Below are 15697 nucleotides of genomic sequence, written 5' to 3' on the forward strand. Positions count from 1 at the left end.
GATGCGTGCGCCGTGCGCGACGCGGGGGCGGGTCAGGCGAGTTCGTGCTCGTGCACTGCCGTCGTCAGGCTCGTGCCGTTGAGGTCCAGGTAGAGCGTTCCCTCGGTGACGGTCATCGTGATGGTGTTGCGGCGATCGAGCAGCGCGGCGGCCGAGTCGATGAACCCCGGGTCGAAGCTGTAGACCCGGATCTCCGACGAGCGATGGATGCGCTTGTCGGCCCAGGGGGCCATGACCTTCGCGGGGTCCCGATGCGTGTAGACGACGGTCCGCTCGGCGATCCTGCTGCCGTAGTGCAGGCGCTCGGCGTCGGGGGCGCCGACCTCGATCCACGCGGTGATGAGGCCGGTGAGATCGCGCACGAGCACGGCCGGTTCCTCGGTCGATGAGACGGTGCCGCCGAAAGCGATCCCCTCGGCGTATTCGAGGCCGTAGGCGAGCAGACGCGTGAGCATGTAGGCGTCGGTCTCGGACGGATGCTGCGCCACCCGCAGCGCGTAGTCCTCGTACACCCCGCGATCGGTGTCGGCGAGCTGCACGTCGAACGTGTACATAGTCGATCCGATGGCCATAGGGCCCAAGCCTACGGCGCGCGGAGACTACTTCTTCGCCGACTCCTGATCCCACAGGCGCATGCCGATGTGCACGAGTCCCGCGCAGAGGGCGGCGGCGCCGAGCGCCACGACCGCGACGCCGATCGTCGCGGGCATCGCGGCGCCGAAGACGACGGCGCCGAGTCCTCCGAGCAGCATGATGACGACGAATGCCCCGTACATGCGCTTGAGCCTAGTGGCGGGCATCCTGTTCAGAACAGCATGGGCTGCGCGGGGACGGCTGCCGCCACGGGGGCTGCGCGCACCGGCATCCGCCCGCACCCTCTGCCGCTCGCGGGTTCGACCTCGACCTCGTCGTGTCCGTCGAGCCGGTGCATGCGGATCAGCGGCCGCACGCGTTTCGACAGCCACTGACGGTAGGGCTTGGGTGCTTCGGCCGACATTCCCGGGTACAGACCGCGATAGGACGACAGCAGATCGGGGCGGAACTCTCCGAGCCACTGCATGAACCACGGCTTCACGCCGGGCCGCAGATGAAGAGCGCCATAGATCACGCGCACCGCACCCGCCGCCTTGATGCGCGCAAGCGCCGTGTCGATCGCGTCGACCGAGTCGGTCATGTGGGGCATGATCGGCATCAGGAAGACGGTCACCCGGAACCCGGCATCCGTCAGCGCCCGCACCGTGTCGAGCCGCGCCTGGGTGGTCGGAGCCCCCGGCTCGATCGCCTTCTGCAGCTCGTCGTCGTACATCGCGATCGACATCTGGATGTCGACGTGCACGCGCTGGGAGGCCTTCACCAGCTGCGGGATGTCGCGACGGATCAGCGTGCCCTTGGTGAGGATCGACATGGGCGTGCCGGATGCCGCGAGCGCTTCGATGATGCCGGGCATGAGCCTGTAGCGCCCTTCGGCGCGCTGATACGGATCGGTGTTCGTGCCGAGGGCGACCAGCTCGTGGTTCCAGCTGCCTCGGCGCAGCTCGCGCTCGAGCGTCTCGACGACGTTGACCTTGACGACGATCTGCGAGTCGAAGTCGGCTCCGCCGTCGAGGTCGAGGTACTCGTGCGTCCCGCGGGCGAAACAGTAACTACACGCGTGACTGCATCCGCGATAGGGATTGATGGTCCACGAGAACGGCATCCGCGACGCGCCCGGAACCTTGTTCAGCGCCGACTTCGAGAGCACCTCGTGGAAAGTCATCCCGGCGAACTCGGGAGTGGTCACGGTGCGCAGGATACTCGTTCGATCTTCGAGACCGGGTAGCGCCGCCGCATCCGTATCTCCGAGTTTCTGACCCTGCCACCGCATGCTTCATTCGAACATAAAAACGAATCCGAGTCAAGATGGCGATCAGGCGGATACGACACAATGGGTCCATGCATCTTCCGCGGCAGCCCCAGCACGCGCCGCCGCGCTCGCCGATCCACGGACCCGCACTGCCGATCGGCCTCGCGGTCACGGCGATCGGGATTCTCATCGCGATCGCCACGGCGCCCGCGAGTGGCGTGTCCGGTGAGCAGGAGATGCCCGAGCCCAGTGTCGTGCAGGAGGTGCCGGGCGTCGAGCTCGACGCGACCGCCGCAGCCGATCCGTGCTCGGAGCCGGACGTGCAGGCCGCCCTCGCTAACGCCGACGACGCCGCGACGATCGCCGCGTTCGGCGGGGGAGAGAAGTTCCGCGAGGCTGTCGTCGCCGGCAACGCGCCCTGCATCGCCTTGAACGACCCCACGCACGTCTGGGTCGTCGTCAACAAGGCTCGCCCGCTCGACCCGATCGACTTCACGCCGCAGCCGCTCACCGCGGCGCCGTTGCAGATCACGACCGGATCCGGCCAGGCGCGATCCGACGTCGCGGCCGCGATCGGCGAACTCGCGGCGGCGGCCGCAGCCGACGGAGTGGGGCAGATCGGAGCGAACAATGGCTATCGCTCGTACGACCTGCAGGTGCGCACCTACGCCTCGCACGTGCGGGCGGAGGGCCAGGACCATGCGGATGCCGCATCCGCCCGGGCCGGACACAGCGAGCATCAGACGGGTCTCGCCCTCGACCTCGTCGCGTGCGCCCCCTGCGGGGGCATCGAGGCGTTCGGCGCGACACCGCAGGGGGCCTGGGTCGCCGAGCACTCGTGGGAGTACGGCTTCATCGTCCGCTACGAAGACGGCTCGACCCCGATCAGCGGATACATGCCCGAGCCCTGGCACGTCCGCTACATCGGAGTCGAGCTCGCGGAGGCCTATCACGCGGGCGGATTCCACACCCTCGAGGAGTTCTTCGGCCTGCCGGCCGCCCCCGATTATCTGCAGTGAACAACAGCGGGCCGCGGCATCCGCCTCTCGCGGTACTGAGTCTCACGAAATGTGGAATCAGTTCCCAGTCCGACATAGAATCTCGGGAGCAAGGACGCACGAGACTCATCGGAGGACCCCCATGGAACGCGACATCTACGAAGAGGACCACGAGGCGTTCCGCGACCTCGTCAAGGACTTCGTGAAGCGCCACGTCACGAACGAGGCGATGGAGAAGTGGGATGCCGCGGGTGAGATCGACCGCGACACCATGCTGGCTGCAGGCGAGGCAGGACTGATCGGCCTCTCGGTGCCCGAGGAGTTCGGCGGTGCAGGGATGCTGCAGGACTACCGCTTCCGCACCATCGTGATGGAAGAGGTCATCGCCGCCGGCGCCGGATCGCTCGCCGGGGCCTTCGGCATCCAGGACGACCTCGCTGTGCCGTACCTCGTGCACATGGGCACGCAGGAGCAGAAGGAGAAGTGGCTGCCCCGTATGGCCACAGGCGAGGTCCTCGGCGCTCTCGCGATGACCGACCCGGGCGCCGGCTCCGATCTGCGCGGCATCAAGACCAACGCCAAGAAGGTCGACGGCGGATACATCCTCAACGGCGCGAAGACCTTCATCTCCTCCGGCACGACGGCCGATGTCGTCGTCACCTTCGTCAAGACCGGCGAGGGCAACCGTCCGGACGCGTTCAGCCTGCTGCTCGTCGAGAAGGGCATGGAGGGCTTCGACCAGGGCAAGAAGCTCCGCAAGATGGGCTTCCATGGCTGGGACACGGCCGAGCTGAGCTTCACCGACGTGTTCGTCCCCGAGGAGAACCTCATCAGCGGCAAGGAGGGCCAGGGCTTCATCCAGCTGATGCTGAACCTGCCTCTCGAGCGCCTGTCGATCGGCGTCGCCGCGGCGGCCGCCGCGCAGGCAGCCCTCGACTGGACCGTCGCCTACACGAAGGACCGCGAGGCCTTCGGCGAGCGCATCGCGGACTTCCAGAACACGCGCTTCCGCCTCGCCGACATGTCGGCCACGACCGAGGCGATGTGGGCGTACATCGATCGCGCGCTGCTCGCGTACAAGGACGGCAGACTCTCGGCCGAAGACGCCGCGAAGGTCAAGTTCTGGGCGACCGAGCGCGAGTGGGAGGTGCTCGACATGGGCGTGCAGCTGCACGGCGGCTACGGCTACATCATGGAGTACCCGATCGCCCGTGCGTTCACGGATGCCCGCGTGCACCGAATCTACGGCGGCACGAACGAGATCATGCGCGACCTGGTCGGCCGCCAGATCGTGGGCAAGCGCTGACAGCAGTCGCCGAAGGGGCCTCGGATGCCGGATCCGGGGCCCCTTCGGCGTTCGCGCCGGCGCGCGTTCACGCGGTCGCGTTCGCGCCGGCGTGCGAAAAATCGGAGATCCTGCGCGACACGCCGGAAGCGGATGCCGCGGCGCGGCGTGTCGACGAGATCCTCCGACTTTTCTCACACCGAGGGAGGGGCCGGGGAGGCCGGCGGCGGTGTGACGGCCGGCTACGGGTGCGAACGCCGCCCGCCGACGCCGGCCCTGCGCAGGCGGTCGGCGATCAGGATGCCGAGGGCCGTCGCTCCGACGCAGCTCGTGAGCGTGACCGCGAAGAAGACGACCTGATACCAGAGGCCGAACATGCCGAGATCGAACGACGCCCATGCCATCACGGGATACACGACGCTGACGATCAGCGCGCCGATGTAGTGCATCCAGGTGCCCCAGTAGCGCCACATCACGAAGAGGAACGGCAGCTCGGCGAACGCCGCCCACCACAGGTTGGTGAGAACGCTGCTGAATCCGTAACCGGAGAACGGCACGATCACGAGGCCCGCGAGCAGGCCGACCAGCATCCCGACCAGTGGGCGCCGCAGCAGGCGCAGCGCGCTCACGGAGGGCAGCAGCCACAGCCCGGCCATCGCGACGCTCACGATCGGCAGGACGGGGAACAGGAGAGTCGACAGCCAGTTCGCCGGGGCGAGCAGCAGCCCTCCCGCCACCCCGAGCGCGGCGCACGTGAGGAGGATCGCCGTCGGGAAGCGGAAGCGCCCCGCGCTCGCGGGAAGCGCGCTCATGCGTGGTTCGTTCTGCGCCTGGGTCTCGGCGTCGCCGGCGACAGCATCCGTCCCGCTCATGCGAGGGGCTCCGCTGCGGCCTCGCGTGCGGCCTTCGACGCGGGGGAGGCGGCGCCGATCTTCCAGTATCCGCAGAAGCTGACGGTGTGCTTGTCGACTCCGCGCTCGCCGACGAGGTGCTTGCGCACGCCCGAGGCGAGCGACTGCTCGCCGGCGGCGTATGCGTGGAACGGCCCATCGGGCAGCGCCGTGTTCGCCAGGGCTGCGAGGGCGAGCACTCCGGGGGCTGTGCCGTGCGGGCGTGTGATCCACGTGACCTCGACGCCGTCAGGATGCGGGAACGTCAGCGCGTCGTCGTCGGAGGGCGCCTCGATGATCGCGGTGCCCACCGCTGCGGGCGGAAGCGAGGCGCAGATGCCCGCGATGGCGGGGAGCGCGGTCTCGTCGCCGACCAGCACGACGCGGTCGGTGCCGCGCTGCGGGTTGAACGTGAGTCCTTCGTCGATGATCAGCACGTGCTCGCCGGGCGTGCAGGTCTCGGCCCACCGAGACGCGGGGCCCGCCGTGCCCTCGGCTGCCGAGCCGTGCAGCACGAAGTCGACGTCGATCTCGGCCCCGGCATCCGCCGTCGCCGCACGATATGCGCGCACGGTGTAGTTGCGCATGACAGGACGCTCGCCGTCGGGAATGCGCAGGAACTTCAGGTATCCGAACATGCTGTTCGCCTTGGCGGGAACACGCTCGAGCCCGGCGTCGCCGCCGATCGGCAGGAACAGGCGGAACCACTGGTCGAAGCCCATGGGGCGGAACCTCTCGATCTCGCCGCCGCCGAGTGTGACGCGCAGCCAGTGCGCCGAGAGCCGCTCGGTGCGCAGCACGGTGAGGTGGATCAGCTCGGCTGATTCGGGTTTGACCATTTTGCTGAATGCCATCGGGCGCCTTTCAGAGGTTCCAGGAGAGGAGGAAGATCGTTGCGGATGCTGCGAGCACCACGACGATGAACACGACGTCGCGCGTGCGGAACGGCACCAGATGCCGTTCGGTGCGGGTGGGATGGGCGCCGAAGGCTCGTGAGTCCATCGCCAGGGCCACCCGTTCTGCGTGCCGGATCGCCCCGGCGAGCAGAGGCACGATGTAGCCCCAGCCGCGCGCGATCCGGGCGAGGGGGCCGCGTCCGCCGTGGTGCCCGCGCACGCGGTGGGCGGCGCGGATCACGGAGAGCTCGTGCCCGAAGCGCGGCACGAACCGGAAGGCGGCGAGAGCCGTGTAGCCGATCCGGTACGGCACCCGCAGCTGCTGCACGCTGGCCCGTACCAGGTCGGGGCCGGTCGTCGTGAGCCCGCCGATCAGTGCGAGCGCGACGATCGAGCCCAGTCGCAGCGCGGTCGCGAAGCCGATCGCGAGAGCGCCGGAGTAGAGCGTCCAGCCTCCGATCCGGAGAAGCGGGATGCTGTCGTGCACGTGCTGCGAATCGACCCAGACCGAGAATCCGAGGCCGATCAGGAGCATGCCGGCCGGAAGAGCCGCGAACAGGATTGCGGCGAGGCGGCCGGTGAGGCGCGCTCCGAGAAGCAACACGGCGTAGGCGAGCACCAGGAACGCGGCGGGAGTGGCGAGATCGCGCGCGAACACCAGCAGGATCATGGCCGGCGCGACTGCGGCGATCTTCGAGATCGGGTTCAGGGCATAGAGGAACTGCCAGGGCGAGGCCGCGGCGAACCGCGCGTACGGGTCGAAGACGGTCACGAGAGCTCCGCCTGCATACGCTGCAGCGCCGGAAGGCGCAGACCGGCTTCGGTGAACGTCCGCTCGCGACGGAACAGCTCGTCTGTGGGGCCTGCGTCGTGCACGCGGCCGTCGGCGAGGATCACGGTGTGGGTCGCATGCTCGGCGACGAGCTGCAGGTCGTGAGTGACGATCACGATCGTCGTGCCGTCTCTGCGCAGGTCGTCGAGAAGGCCGAGGAGCTCGGCGGCCCTGGCGCGGTCCTGTCCGAACGTCGGCTCATCGAGGGCGAGCACCTGCGGTCGCGTGATCAGCGCGGTGCCGACCGACAGACGGCGCTTCTCCCCGCCGGAGAGGAGGAACGGATGCCGGTCGGCCTTGTCTTCGAGTCCGAAGCGGGCGAGCATCTCGCGGACGTCCTCCTCGAGCCGGGGCCCCCGAGCGTCGAGCCTGGGCCCCTGAGCATCGAGCCTGGGCCCCTGAGCCTGTCGAAGGGCGCCGTGCGCGAGCTCGTCGAACACGGTATGGGCGATGAACTGGTGCTCGGGGTTCTGGAACACGAAGCCGATGCGCGCCGCGAGCTCGCGCGGCGACGCCCTGGCCGGATCGAGCCCGGCGATGTCGACCTGCCCCTTCGGCGGAGGCACGACGCCGGCGAGCGCCTGGATCAGCGTCGTCTTGCCCGCGCCGTTGGTGCCGACGATCGCGGTCAGGCTGCCGGCCGCGACATCGAGGTCGAGTCCGTGCAGGATCTCGCGTCGCCCCTTGCGCACCGTGAGGCCTCGTGCGCGGATGACCGGACTCATGGTCGTCGAGCGAGCGAAGACGCGTTTCGTCTCGGTCGCTGCGCTCCCTCGCTCAACGAGCGGTTGTGTCAGCTCGGTCGCTGCGCTCCCTCGCTCACACGCCGGTGCAGTTCCACTGGTCGTTGAGCGAGCGTAGCGAGACGAAACGTCTGCGTCCGGGGCTGTGGAAGGGGCGGAAGCGAGCGCCGCCCCCAGCTCGGCGGCGGTGAGCGGCAGCGGGTCGAGGACCACTCCGGCATCCCGCATCCGCAGCGCCTCGAGCGTGGCGGCCGGAAGCCACACGCCCATGGCGACCAGCTCGTCGACGTTGTCTCTGAGCACCGAGGCGGCGGGCCCGTCGAACGCCAGGCGACCCGCACGGTCGAGCACGATCACCCTGGTCGCGAACCCCATGGCGGCATCGAGGTTGTGCTCGACGAGCAGGATCGCGCGGTCACCGGCCGAGACCACGTCGGCGAGCGCGTCGTACACATCGTCGATGCCCTGCGGGTCGAGATTCGCGGTCGGCTCGTCGAGCACGATGAGAGGAGAGCCCATCGCGAGAGCGCAGGCGATCGCGAGCCGCTGGCGTCCTCCGCCGGAGAGCACGTCGGGGTTGTCGGAGCGCCGCTCCCACAGTCCGATGCGGTGCAGGGCGTCTTCCGTGCGGCGCTCGACCTCGGCCAGGGGCAGCAGCAGGTTCTCGGGGCCGAACGCGACCTCGTCGTACACGGTGCCGGTGACGATCTGCGCATCCGGGTCCTGGAAGACCATCGCGATCTGCGTGCTGAGAGCGGGCGTCGGCGTGGTCGCGGCGTCGAGAACGCCGACCTCGACCGTGCCGGTGAGCGTTGCGGGAACCGCATGGGGGATGAGTCCGTTTGTCGCGAGCGTGAGCGTCGACTTGCCCGAACCCGACGGCCCGAGCAGCAGCACGACCTCTCCGGCATGGATGTCGAAGGAGAGGTGCGCGGGCGAGGGGTCCACCGCATCGGCGTGGGTGATGGACAGATCACGCACGCTCAGCAGGGGCACGGATGTGCGCACGGCAGCCTCACTTCGACTCGCGGGCGCTCGCTCAGCACAAGCCACAGGCTCGGCGACCCCGGGACCCGAGGGAACGAACCCTCTTAACTTAGCTGAGCCTTACCTATTTCGCCACGTGCGCCCGACGCCGCCCACGACGCGAGCAGCCGCATCCGCTCTGCCGACGGCGAGCCCGGCTCGGCGCTGTAGATCAGCATCACGTTTCCGGGCTCCGCCGTGATCGCGAGCTCCTCGTAGGCGAGCACGAGCTCGCCCACGAGAGGATGCTGGAACCTCTTCGTGCCTGTTCCGTGCGTGCGGACGTCGTGTGCGGCCCACAGCTGCCGGAATGTCTCGCTGTGCGTCGACAGCTCTCCCACGAGATCCTGCATGGCCTTGTTGTGGGGGTCGCGACCGGCCTCTGCACGCATGACGCCCACGCACATGTGCGCCATGAGGTCCCAGTCGGGGTAGAACTCGTGCGACGCCGGGTCGAGGAACTGGAAGCGGGCCAGGTTCGGCATCCGTCCTCCTTCGCCGACGACCAGCGTGTAGAAGGCACGGCCGAGCGCGTTCATCGCGAGGAGGTTCTGCTGCGGATCCCGAACGAACGCGACCGCGTCGGTGATCGCGTCGAGAGCCCAGTGCAGGCTCGGCCGGGGTGCGGCGGCCTTCACCGCGCGTCCGCGGGAACGCCCGCTCGTGGGAATGCCGTCTGCGGCCCGTGCGAGGTCGAACAGGTGCGCGCGCTCCGCGTCGTCGAGCTGCAGGGCGCGCGCGAGCGCATCGAGGACGGATGCCGAGGCGCCGGCGATCGCGCCGCGCTCGAGCTTGGCGTAGTACTCGACGCTGACGCCTGCGATCGCCGCGACCTCGCTGCGGCGGAGCCCGTCGACGCGGCGGTTGCCGCCGGCGTTCAGCCCGACCGCCTCTGGGGTCACCCTGGCCCGGCGGGACATGAGGAACTCCCTCACCTCTGCTCGATTGTCCATGCACAGCAGGCTAGACCGCCTCCCGCCGCCGAGGGGCGCCCTGTCGGTACACCCTTTCGCAGGGACTCCCACGCCGACGCGGATGAGCGGATGCTGGATCGCATGAACACCTCGACACGATCGTTCGCACGGCGGATCCTTCCGACGCTGCTGCTCCTGCTGACCGTGTTCGGCCCGATCTCGATGGACCTGTACCTGCCGGCGCTCCCCGCGCTGACGCTCGAGCTCTCGGCGGCGACCTCGGTCGCACAGCTCACGGTCACGGCCTGCCTCATCGGCCTCGCGGCCGGCCAGCTGATCGCCGGTCCGCTCTCCGACCGGTACGGGCGCCGCGGCATCCTGCTCATCGGCATCGTCGCCTACATCGGCACCTCGCTGCTGTGCGCGGCGAGCCCCTCGATCGAGCTGCTGATCCTGGCGCGGCTGGTGCAGGGGCTCACCGGCGGCGTGGGCATCGTGATCGCCCAGGCGGCGGGGCGGGATGTCTACACGGACGGCGCGCTGATCCGCTTCTACGGGCGGCTCACCGTGGTCGGCGGCTTCGCGGCGATCGTCGGGCCGCTGATGGGCGGGCTGCTGAACGGCATCACGGACTGGCGCGGACTCTTCGTCTTCCTCGCCGCGATCGGCGCCGTCATCCTCGTGATCACTCTCGTGGCGTTCGATGAGACGCTGCCCGCGGAATCGCGGACGACGGGCGGCCTCGGGCACATCCTCCACGACTTCCGCGTGCTGCTGCGCGACCGGGTGTTCCTCGGTGCCATCCTCAACCAGGGCTTCCTGTACGCGGCGCTGTTCGCCTACCTCTCCGGGGCCACCTTCGTGCTGCAGGACATCTACGGGCTCTCGCCGCTCGCCTACGCCCTCGCCTTCGGCGCCAACTCGGCCGGTTTCATGGTTCTCGGCTTCGTGTCAGGGCGCACGGCCGGCCGCTGGCTGCGCGGCACGCTGAGCGTCGGCGTCGTCGTGGCGGGCGTCGGCGCACTCGGCCTTCTCGCCTCCGGCCTGAGCCGGATGCCGCTGTGGGTCGTGCTCGTGTCGCTGTTCCTTCTCGCCGGGGGCGTGGCGGTCAGCTCCCCGCCGGCCACCACGATCGCCCTGATCGAGTATCCGCAGATCGCCGGCACCGCCTCTTCGCTGCTCGGCATGGTGCGGTTCGGGTTCGGCGGCATCGCGGCTCCGCTCGTCGGCGTGGCGGGGGCGACCAGCATCCTTCCGCTCGGCATCGTCACCGTGGCATCCGTCGTTCTCGCCGCCCTCGCGTTCGTCTTCCTGATCCGGCCGGCGCGCGCCGCGCAACCGGCAGCGTCCGAGACCATCACCACCATCCACTGAGAGGATCCGTCATGCGCGGAGTAGTCCTGCACGCCCCTGGCGACGTGCGCATCGAAGAGCTTGAGATGCCCGTCATCGTCGAGCCCACCGACGCGATCATCCGCGTCACCGCCACCTGCATCTGCGGCTCGGACCTGTGGCCGTACCGCGGCGTCGAGCAGCTCACCGGCCCGCAGAGGATGGGCCACGAGTACATCGGCGTGGTCGAGAGCGTCGGCGACGCCGTCGCGCTGGTGAAGCCGGGCGATCACGTGGTCGGGTCGTTCGTCGCGTCTGACAACACCTGCGAGATCTGCCGCGCCGGGTATCAGTCGCGCTGCGTGCACCAGGTGATGATGGGCTCGGTGGGCACCCAGGCGCAGTACGCCCGCATCCCGCTCGCCGATGGCACTCTCGTCGTCACGCCGGGCGAGCCTCCTGCGGATCTCGTTCCCTCGCTGCTCGCGGCGTCCGACGTGCTCGGCACCGGCTGGTTCGCAGCAGTGGCTGCGGAGGCCGGCCCCGGCAAGACGGTCGCGGTCGTCGGCGACGGCGCGGTCGGCCTGCTCGCCGTCCTCGCCGCCGCGCAGCTCGGCGCCGAGCGGATCATCGTGATGTCCCGGCACGCCGACCGGCAGGCCCTCGCACGTCGCTTCGGCGCGACCGACATCGTCGCCGAGCGCGGTGAGGAGGGCGTCGCGAAGATCAAGGAGCTCGCCGACGGGCTCGGCGCGCACTCCACGATCGAGGCCGTCGGCACACAGGAGGCCATGGACCAGGCCATCCGCGCCACTCGCGCCGGCGGACATGTCGGGTTCGTCGGTGTCTCGCACGACGTCTCGATCGACGGGCTCGAGCTGTTCTTCTCGAGCGTGCATGTGCACGGCGGCCCGGCACCGGTGCGCCGCTTCCTTCCCGACCTCATCCGATCGATCTGGAACCGCGAGATCGACCCTGGCGCGGTGTTCGATCTGACGCTGCCGCTCGACGAGGCCGCAGAGGGCTACCGGGCCATGGACGAGCGCCGCGCGACCAAGGTGCTGCTCACGACGGACTGAGCGCCCGATCACCGGCTGCCGGGCCCCGGGGGACTCTGTCTTCCGGGGCCTGGCACAAGGGGGAGGCTCCGCGGCTACCGCCGTGTGACGCCCGCGCGGGTGAGTGCTGAGCCGATACTGAGGCCGACGGCCGTCCAGGCGACCGGGCCGAGCACCGCGATCACGAGGTAGGCGATCTGCTCCCAGGTCGGTCTGACCGACAGATCGACGGCGAGATACACGACGACTGCGACGATCACGCCGATCACGGCGGCGGAGATGAAGAAGCGCCATGCGCCCCAGCTGCGGTAGCGGGTGAGCGCAGCCACGCCCTCCTGGATCGCACCGAACAGCAGGGCCGTGCCGAGGAAGCGCATCGTCCACGCCGGATTGAAGGCGCTCGCGATGAGAGCCGCGACCACATGAGTGATCAGGGCGACGAGCGGGCGTCGCAGCACCTCCTGCGCGATGATGCCGGGCAGCACGTGCGAGCCGAGGACCAGGCCGTACAGGAACGCCGGTCCGGCGATCACCGGCACGGTCACCCAGCCGGCGACTCCGCCGAGCATCCCGGTCGCCACTCCGATCGCGGCGCACACGAGCAGCACACGGGTCGACAGCGCGGAGGAGGGGGATGACACCCATCCAGCCTACTGTCGACCATCGGATGCCGAGCCTGGCCGATCGGCCAGGAAGCACCTGTGGATCTGGTGTGAGTCCGAGGGCGCGGCTACGTTGAGCGATGGCGCGGCAACCCAGCCGCGCCGTGATCATCTGGGAGCACCACATGGGTCGAACCCCCCTCCGGATGGCAGCAGCCACAACCCTGGCAACGCTGTTCATCGCGTCGACGGCCACAGCAGGCTACGCAGGCGTGGAGGAGGTGACACATCCCACTCCCGTCGAGGGCACGCCGGGGCACTACATCGTCGTGATGAAGTCCGACCCGCTCGCCAGTTACACCGGCGACGTGAAGGGCCTCAAGGCCACGAAGCCCGCAGAAGGCGAACAGCTCGAGACGGACTCCGCCGAGTCCCAGCGCTACGTGCAGCATCTCGAGACCGAGCAGCAGAGCCTCGCCCAGCAGGTCGGCGTGACACCCGACACCAGCTACCAGGTCGTCCTCAACGGCTTCAGCGCACAGCTCACCGGCGAGCAGGTCGACAAGCTGCGTGCGTCGAAAGACGTGTACGACGTGTACCCCGACGAGATCCGCCACCCCGACGCGCAGACCTCGACCTCGTTCCTCGGGCTCGGCGACGACAAGAAGGGCCGCGGCGGCATCTGGCAGGCGACAGGAGGTGTCGACCGTGCGGGCGAGGGCGTCGTCGTCGGCGTGATCGACACGGGCATCGCGCCGGAGCATCCGTCCTTCGCGGGCAAGAAGCTCAAGAAGCAGAAGAAGCAGCAGAACCGTCACAAGGGCGCAGAGCCCTACACCGACGGCACCTACATCTACTTCGACAAGTCCGACGGCGGGCAGTTCCGCTCGCTGATGGTCGAGGGCCAGGAGTGGGACAGGAGCGACTACTCCTCGAAGATCATCGGCGCGCAGTACTTCTACACGGGCGCCGAGGCCGACGGCTTCGACTTCCAGTACGACTTCCTGTCGCCGCGCGACGGCGCCGGCCACGGCTCGCACACCGCGAGCACGGCGGCCGGGAACTTCGGAGTGCAGGCGTCGATCGAGAATGTCGACTTCGGCAAGATCTCGGGCGTCGCACCCGGCGCGAAGATCTCGGCCTACAAGGCCTGCTACGAGGGCCCCGACCCGGCGGTGACCACGGATGACATCTGCGCGCTCAGCGACCTCGTCGCGGCGATCGATCAGGCCGTCGCCGACGGCGTCGACGTGATCAACTACTCGATCGGCGGAGGAGCAGCCAAGACCGTGCTCGCTCCCGAGGACATCGCGTTCTTCAACGCCGCCGCTGCCGGAGTGTTCGTGTCGGCCAGCGCCGGCAACGACGGCCCCGACGTCTCGACAGCTGACCATGCCTCACCCTGGTACACCACTGTCGCGGCATCCACGATCCCGACCTGGGAGGGCACCGTCACCTTCGACGGGTTCGCGCAGGCCGGGGCTTCGGTGAGCGTGCCGTTCGGCGGCGAGGTGACCGGCCCGTCGATCTATGCGGGTGACGCGGCCGCGGCGGGCGCCGCGAACGCCCAGCTCTGCTACCCCGGCACGCTGGACCCGGCGAAGGTCGCCGGTCACATCGTGGTCTGCGATCGCGGTGGCAACGCGCGCGCCGAGAAGTCGCAGGTCGTGAAGGATGCCGGCAGCATGGGCATGATCCTCGTGAACGTGCCAGGCGGAGCCGACTCGCTCGACAACGACTTCCACGCCGTGCCGACAGTGCACCTGGCCTCCGCCTACCGTGCGGCCGTCCTCGCCTACGTGCAGGGCGGCGCCGACCGGCCCGTCACGCTGATCGGCGAGAACACCACGGGCGTCACGACTCCGGTCCCGCAGATCGCGGGATTCTCGAGCCGCGGCCCGATGCTCGCCGACGGCAGTGACATCATGAAGCCCGATGTCGCCGCGCCCGGCGTGGCGATTCTTGCGGCCACGAACAACGCCGCCGACGAGGCGCCGACCTTCGGCATCCTCTCGGGCACGTCGATGGCTGCTCCGCACGTCGCAGGCCTCGCGGCCCTGTACCTGGGCGAGCGTCCGAACGCGACCCCGGCCGAGATCAAGTCGGCCATGATGACGACGGCCTACGACACCGTGAACGCCGACGGCTCGAAGAACGCCAACCCCTTCGAGCAGGGCGCGGGTGAGGTCGACCCGAAGCGCTACCTGGCACCGGGGCTTCTGTATCTGAACGGCGTGCAGGACTGGGCCGCGTTCCTCGAGGGCAAGGGCCTGGCGCAGTTCGACGGCGTCGACCCGATCGACGGCAGCGATCTCAACATCGCGTCCTTCTCGATCGGTTCGCTCGCGAGCGCGCAGACGGTCACCCGCACGGTGACCTCGACCGAGGCCGGCACGTTCACGGCATCCGTCGATCTGCCCGGCGTCGATGTCACGGTCGAGCCGTCCACGCTGAACTTCAGCAAGGCCGGCGAGACCGCGACCTTCACGGTCACGTTCGACAACGCCACCGCCCCGGTCGAGCAGTGGGCCACCGGCTCGCTCACCTGGTCGAGTGCGAAGAACACGGTGCGCTCGCCGATCGCGGTGTTCCCGGTGACGGCGGATGCTCCGGCCGAGGTGTCCGGCACGGGCCTCGACGGAGCCACCACGGTGGAGATCACGCCGGGTCTGGACGGAGACCTGGCCCTGAACCTGTCGGGCCTCGCACCGTTCCAGCTGCTCGCCGACCCGGATGGCCGGGTCGAGGGGCACTCGGGCGACGAGGCGTCGGGCGACGAGAACAAGGACGTGGCGTGGATCGTGGACGTGCCTGCCGGTACGACGCTGTCGCGCTTCGACCTCGACTCGTCCGACGACACGGGCAGCGACCTCGACCTGTCGGTGTACCACGTGGTGAGCGCGGACGACCTGCGCTACTACGACAAGTGGACGTCGGCGACGGGCTCTGCCGATGAGCAGGTCACGCTCACCGCTCCCGAGGCGGGGACGTACATGGTCGTCGCGAACGTGTACTCGACCTCGGCTCCGATGACGTGGGACATGACCTACGCCAACGTGCTGCCGGCCGGCGAGGGCGCGTTCGCGGTGAACCCGAACCCGATCGCCGCGGTCCGCGGTGAGAAGACGAACTACGAGCTCAGCTGGTCCGGCCTCACCGCCGGCACCCGCTACCTCGGACTCGTCCGGTACGCGGACTCGGCGGTGTCGACCATCCTCACGGTCGACGCGCAGTAGCACTCAGCACACGACGCCCCGTGCTCATCGAGCGCGGGGCGT

The 15697-nt window shown here is 69.3% G+C and carries 14 protein-coding genes; 5 read left to right on the forward strand and 9 right to left on the reverse strand.

Features of this window, described 5'->3' with window-relative positions:
• Nucleotides 1-32: 32 nt before the first annotated feature.
• From RS84_RS06480 to RS84_RS06485, 3 genes are read right to left on the reverse strand one after another with little or no spacing between them, the layout of a single operon-like run.
• Nucleotides 33-572, reverse strand: coding sequence for a YaeQ family protein (locus tag RS84_RS06480; protein WP_045256933.1), 540 nt, complete (start codon nucleotides 570-572; stop codon nucleotides 33-35).
• A gap of 27 nt (nucleotides 573-599) precedes the next feature.
• Complete coding sequence (locus RS84_RS19285) at nucleotides 600-776, reverse strand: hypothetical protein (protein ID WP_160298162.1); 177 nt, start codon at nucleotides 774-776, stop codon at nucleotides 600-602.
• A gap of 29 nt (nucleotides 777-805) precedes the next feature.
• Entirely contained in the window at nucleotides 806-1864 is a 1059-nt protein-coding gene (locus tag RS84_RS06485) for an Rv2578c family radical SAM protein (RefSeq protein WP_045256934.1), read from the reverse strand.
• A gap of 68 nt (nucleotides 1865-1932) precedes the next feature.
• Here RS84_RS06485 and RS84_RS06490 point away from each other — a divergent pair, with 68 nt between their 5' ends.
• Nucleotides 1933-2862 carry a M15 family metallopeptidase gene (locus RS84_RS06490; RefSeq protein WP_045256935.1) on the forward strand — a complete coding sequence of 310 codons (930 nt, stop codon included), beginning with the start codon at nucleotides 1933-1935 and terminating at the stop codon, nucleotides 2860-2862.
• 121 nt (nucleotides 2863-2983) lie between these two features.
• On the forward strand, nucleotides 2984-4147 hold the full coding sequence (locus RS84_RS06495) for an acyl-CoA dehydrogenase family protein (RefSeq protein ID WP_045256936.1): 1164 nt from the start codon (nucleotides 2984-2986) through the stop codon (nucleotides 4145-4147).
• A gap of 221 nt (nucleotides 4148-4368) precedes the next feature.
• On the opposite strand, the gene RS84_RS06500 is transcribed toward RS84_RS06495, so the two are convergent.
• The 5 genes from RS84_RS06500 to RS84_RS06520 all read right to left on the reverse strand — a co-directional run bounded on the left by RS84_RS06500 (nucleotide 4369) and on the right by RS84_RS06520 (nucleotide 9466).
• A complete protein-coding gene (locus RS84_RS06500; RefSeq protein WP_235281403.1) occupies nucleotides 4369-4998 on the reverse strand; it encodes an ECF transporter S component in 630 nt (209 codons plus the stop codon).
• Complete coding sequence (locus RS84_RS06505) at nucleotides 4995-5870, reverse strand: siderophore-interacting protein (protein ID WP_045256937.1); 876 nt, start codon at nucleotides 5868-5870, stop codon at nucleotides 4995-4997. Before RS84_RS06505 ends, RS84_RS06500 begins: the two co-directional genes overlap by 4 nt.
• A gap of 10 nt (nucleotides 5871-5880) precedes the next feature.
• On the reverse strand, nucleotides 5881-6684 hold the full coding sequence (locus tag RS84_RS06510; RefSeq protein WP_045256938.1) for an energy-coupling factor transporter transmembrane component T: 804 nt from the start codon (nucleotides 6682-6684) through the stop codon (nucleotides 5881-5883).
• Nucleotides 6681-8495, reverse strand: a complete 1815-nt coding sequence (locus tag RS84_RS06515; protein ID WP_045256939.1) for an ABC transporter ATP-binding protein — start codon at nucleotides 8493-8495, stop codon at nucleotides 6681-6683. The genes RS84_RS06510 and RS84_RS06515 overlap by 4 nt, the downstream gene beginning before the upstream one ends.
• 83 nt (nucleotides 8496-8578) lie before the next feature.
• Entirely contained in the window at nucleotides 8579-9466 is an 888-nt protein-coding gene (locus tag RS84_RS06520; RefSeq protein ID WP_082062072.1) for a helix-turn-helix transcriptional regulator, read from the reverse strand.
• A 102-nt stretch (nucleotides 9467-9568) separates the two neighbouring features.
• Here RS84_RS06520 and RS84_RS06525 point away from each other — a divergent pair, with 102 nt between their 5' ends.
• Both RS84_RS06525 and RS84_RS06530 read left to right on the forward strand, forming a co-directional pair.
• Nucleotides 9569-10801, forward strand: coding sequence for a multidrug effflux MFS transporter (locus RS84_RS06525; RefSeq protein ID WP_052676260.1), 1233 nt, complete (start codon nucleotides 9569-9571; stop codon nucleotides 10799-10801).
• Nucleotides 10802-10812: 11 nt separating this feature from the next.
• Nucleotides 10813-11838: a zinc-binding dehydrogenase gene (locus RS84_RS06530; RefSeq protein WP_045256942.1), complete on the forward strand. Its 1026-nt coding sequence runs from the start codon at nucleotides 10813-10815 to the stop codon at nucleotides 11836-11838.
• 74 nt (nucleotides 11839-11912) lie between these two features.
• On the opposite strand, the gene RS84_RS06535 is transcribed toward RS84_RS06530, so the two are convergent.
• Nucleotides 11913-12458: an ECF transporter S component gene (locus RS84_RS06535; RefSeq protein WP_045256943.1), complete on the reverse strand. Its 546-nt coding sequence runs from the start codon at nucleotides 12456-12458 to the stop codon at nucleotides 11913-11915.
• Between the two features lie 167 nt (nucleotides 12459-12625).
• On the opposite strand from RS84_RS06535, the gene RS84_RS06540 reads away from it, so the two are divergent.
• Nucleotides 12626-15655, forward strand: coding sequence for a S8 family serine peptidase (locus RS84_RS06540; RefSeq protein ID WP_052676246.1), 3030 nt, complete (start codon nucleotides 12626-12628; stop codon nucleotides 15653-15655).
• Nucleotides 15656-15697: the final 42 nt, after the last annotated feature.

The sequence above is a fragment of the Microbacterium hydrocarbonoxydans genome, from assembly GCF_000956475.1.
Classification (GTDB): Bacteria; Actinomycetota; Actinomycetes; order Actinomycetales; family Microbacteriaceae; genus Microbacterium; species Microbacterium hydrocarbonoxydans_A.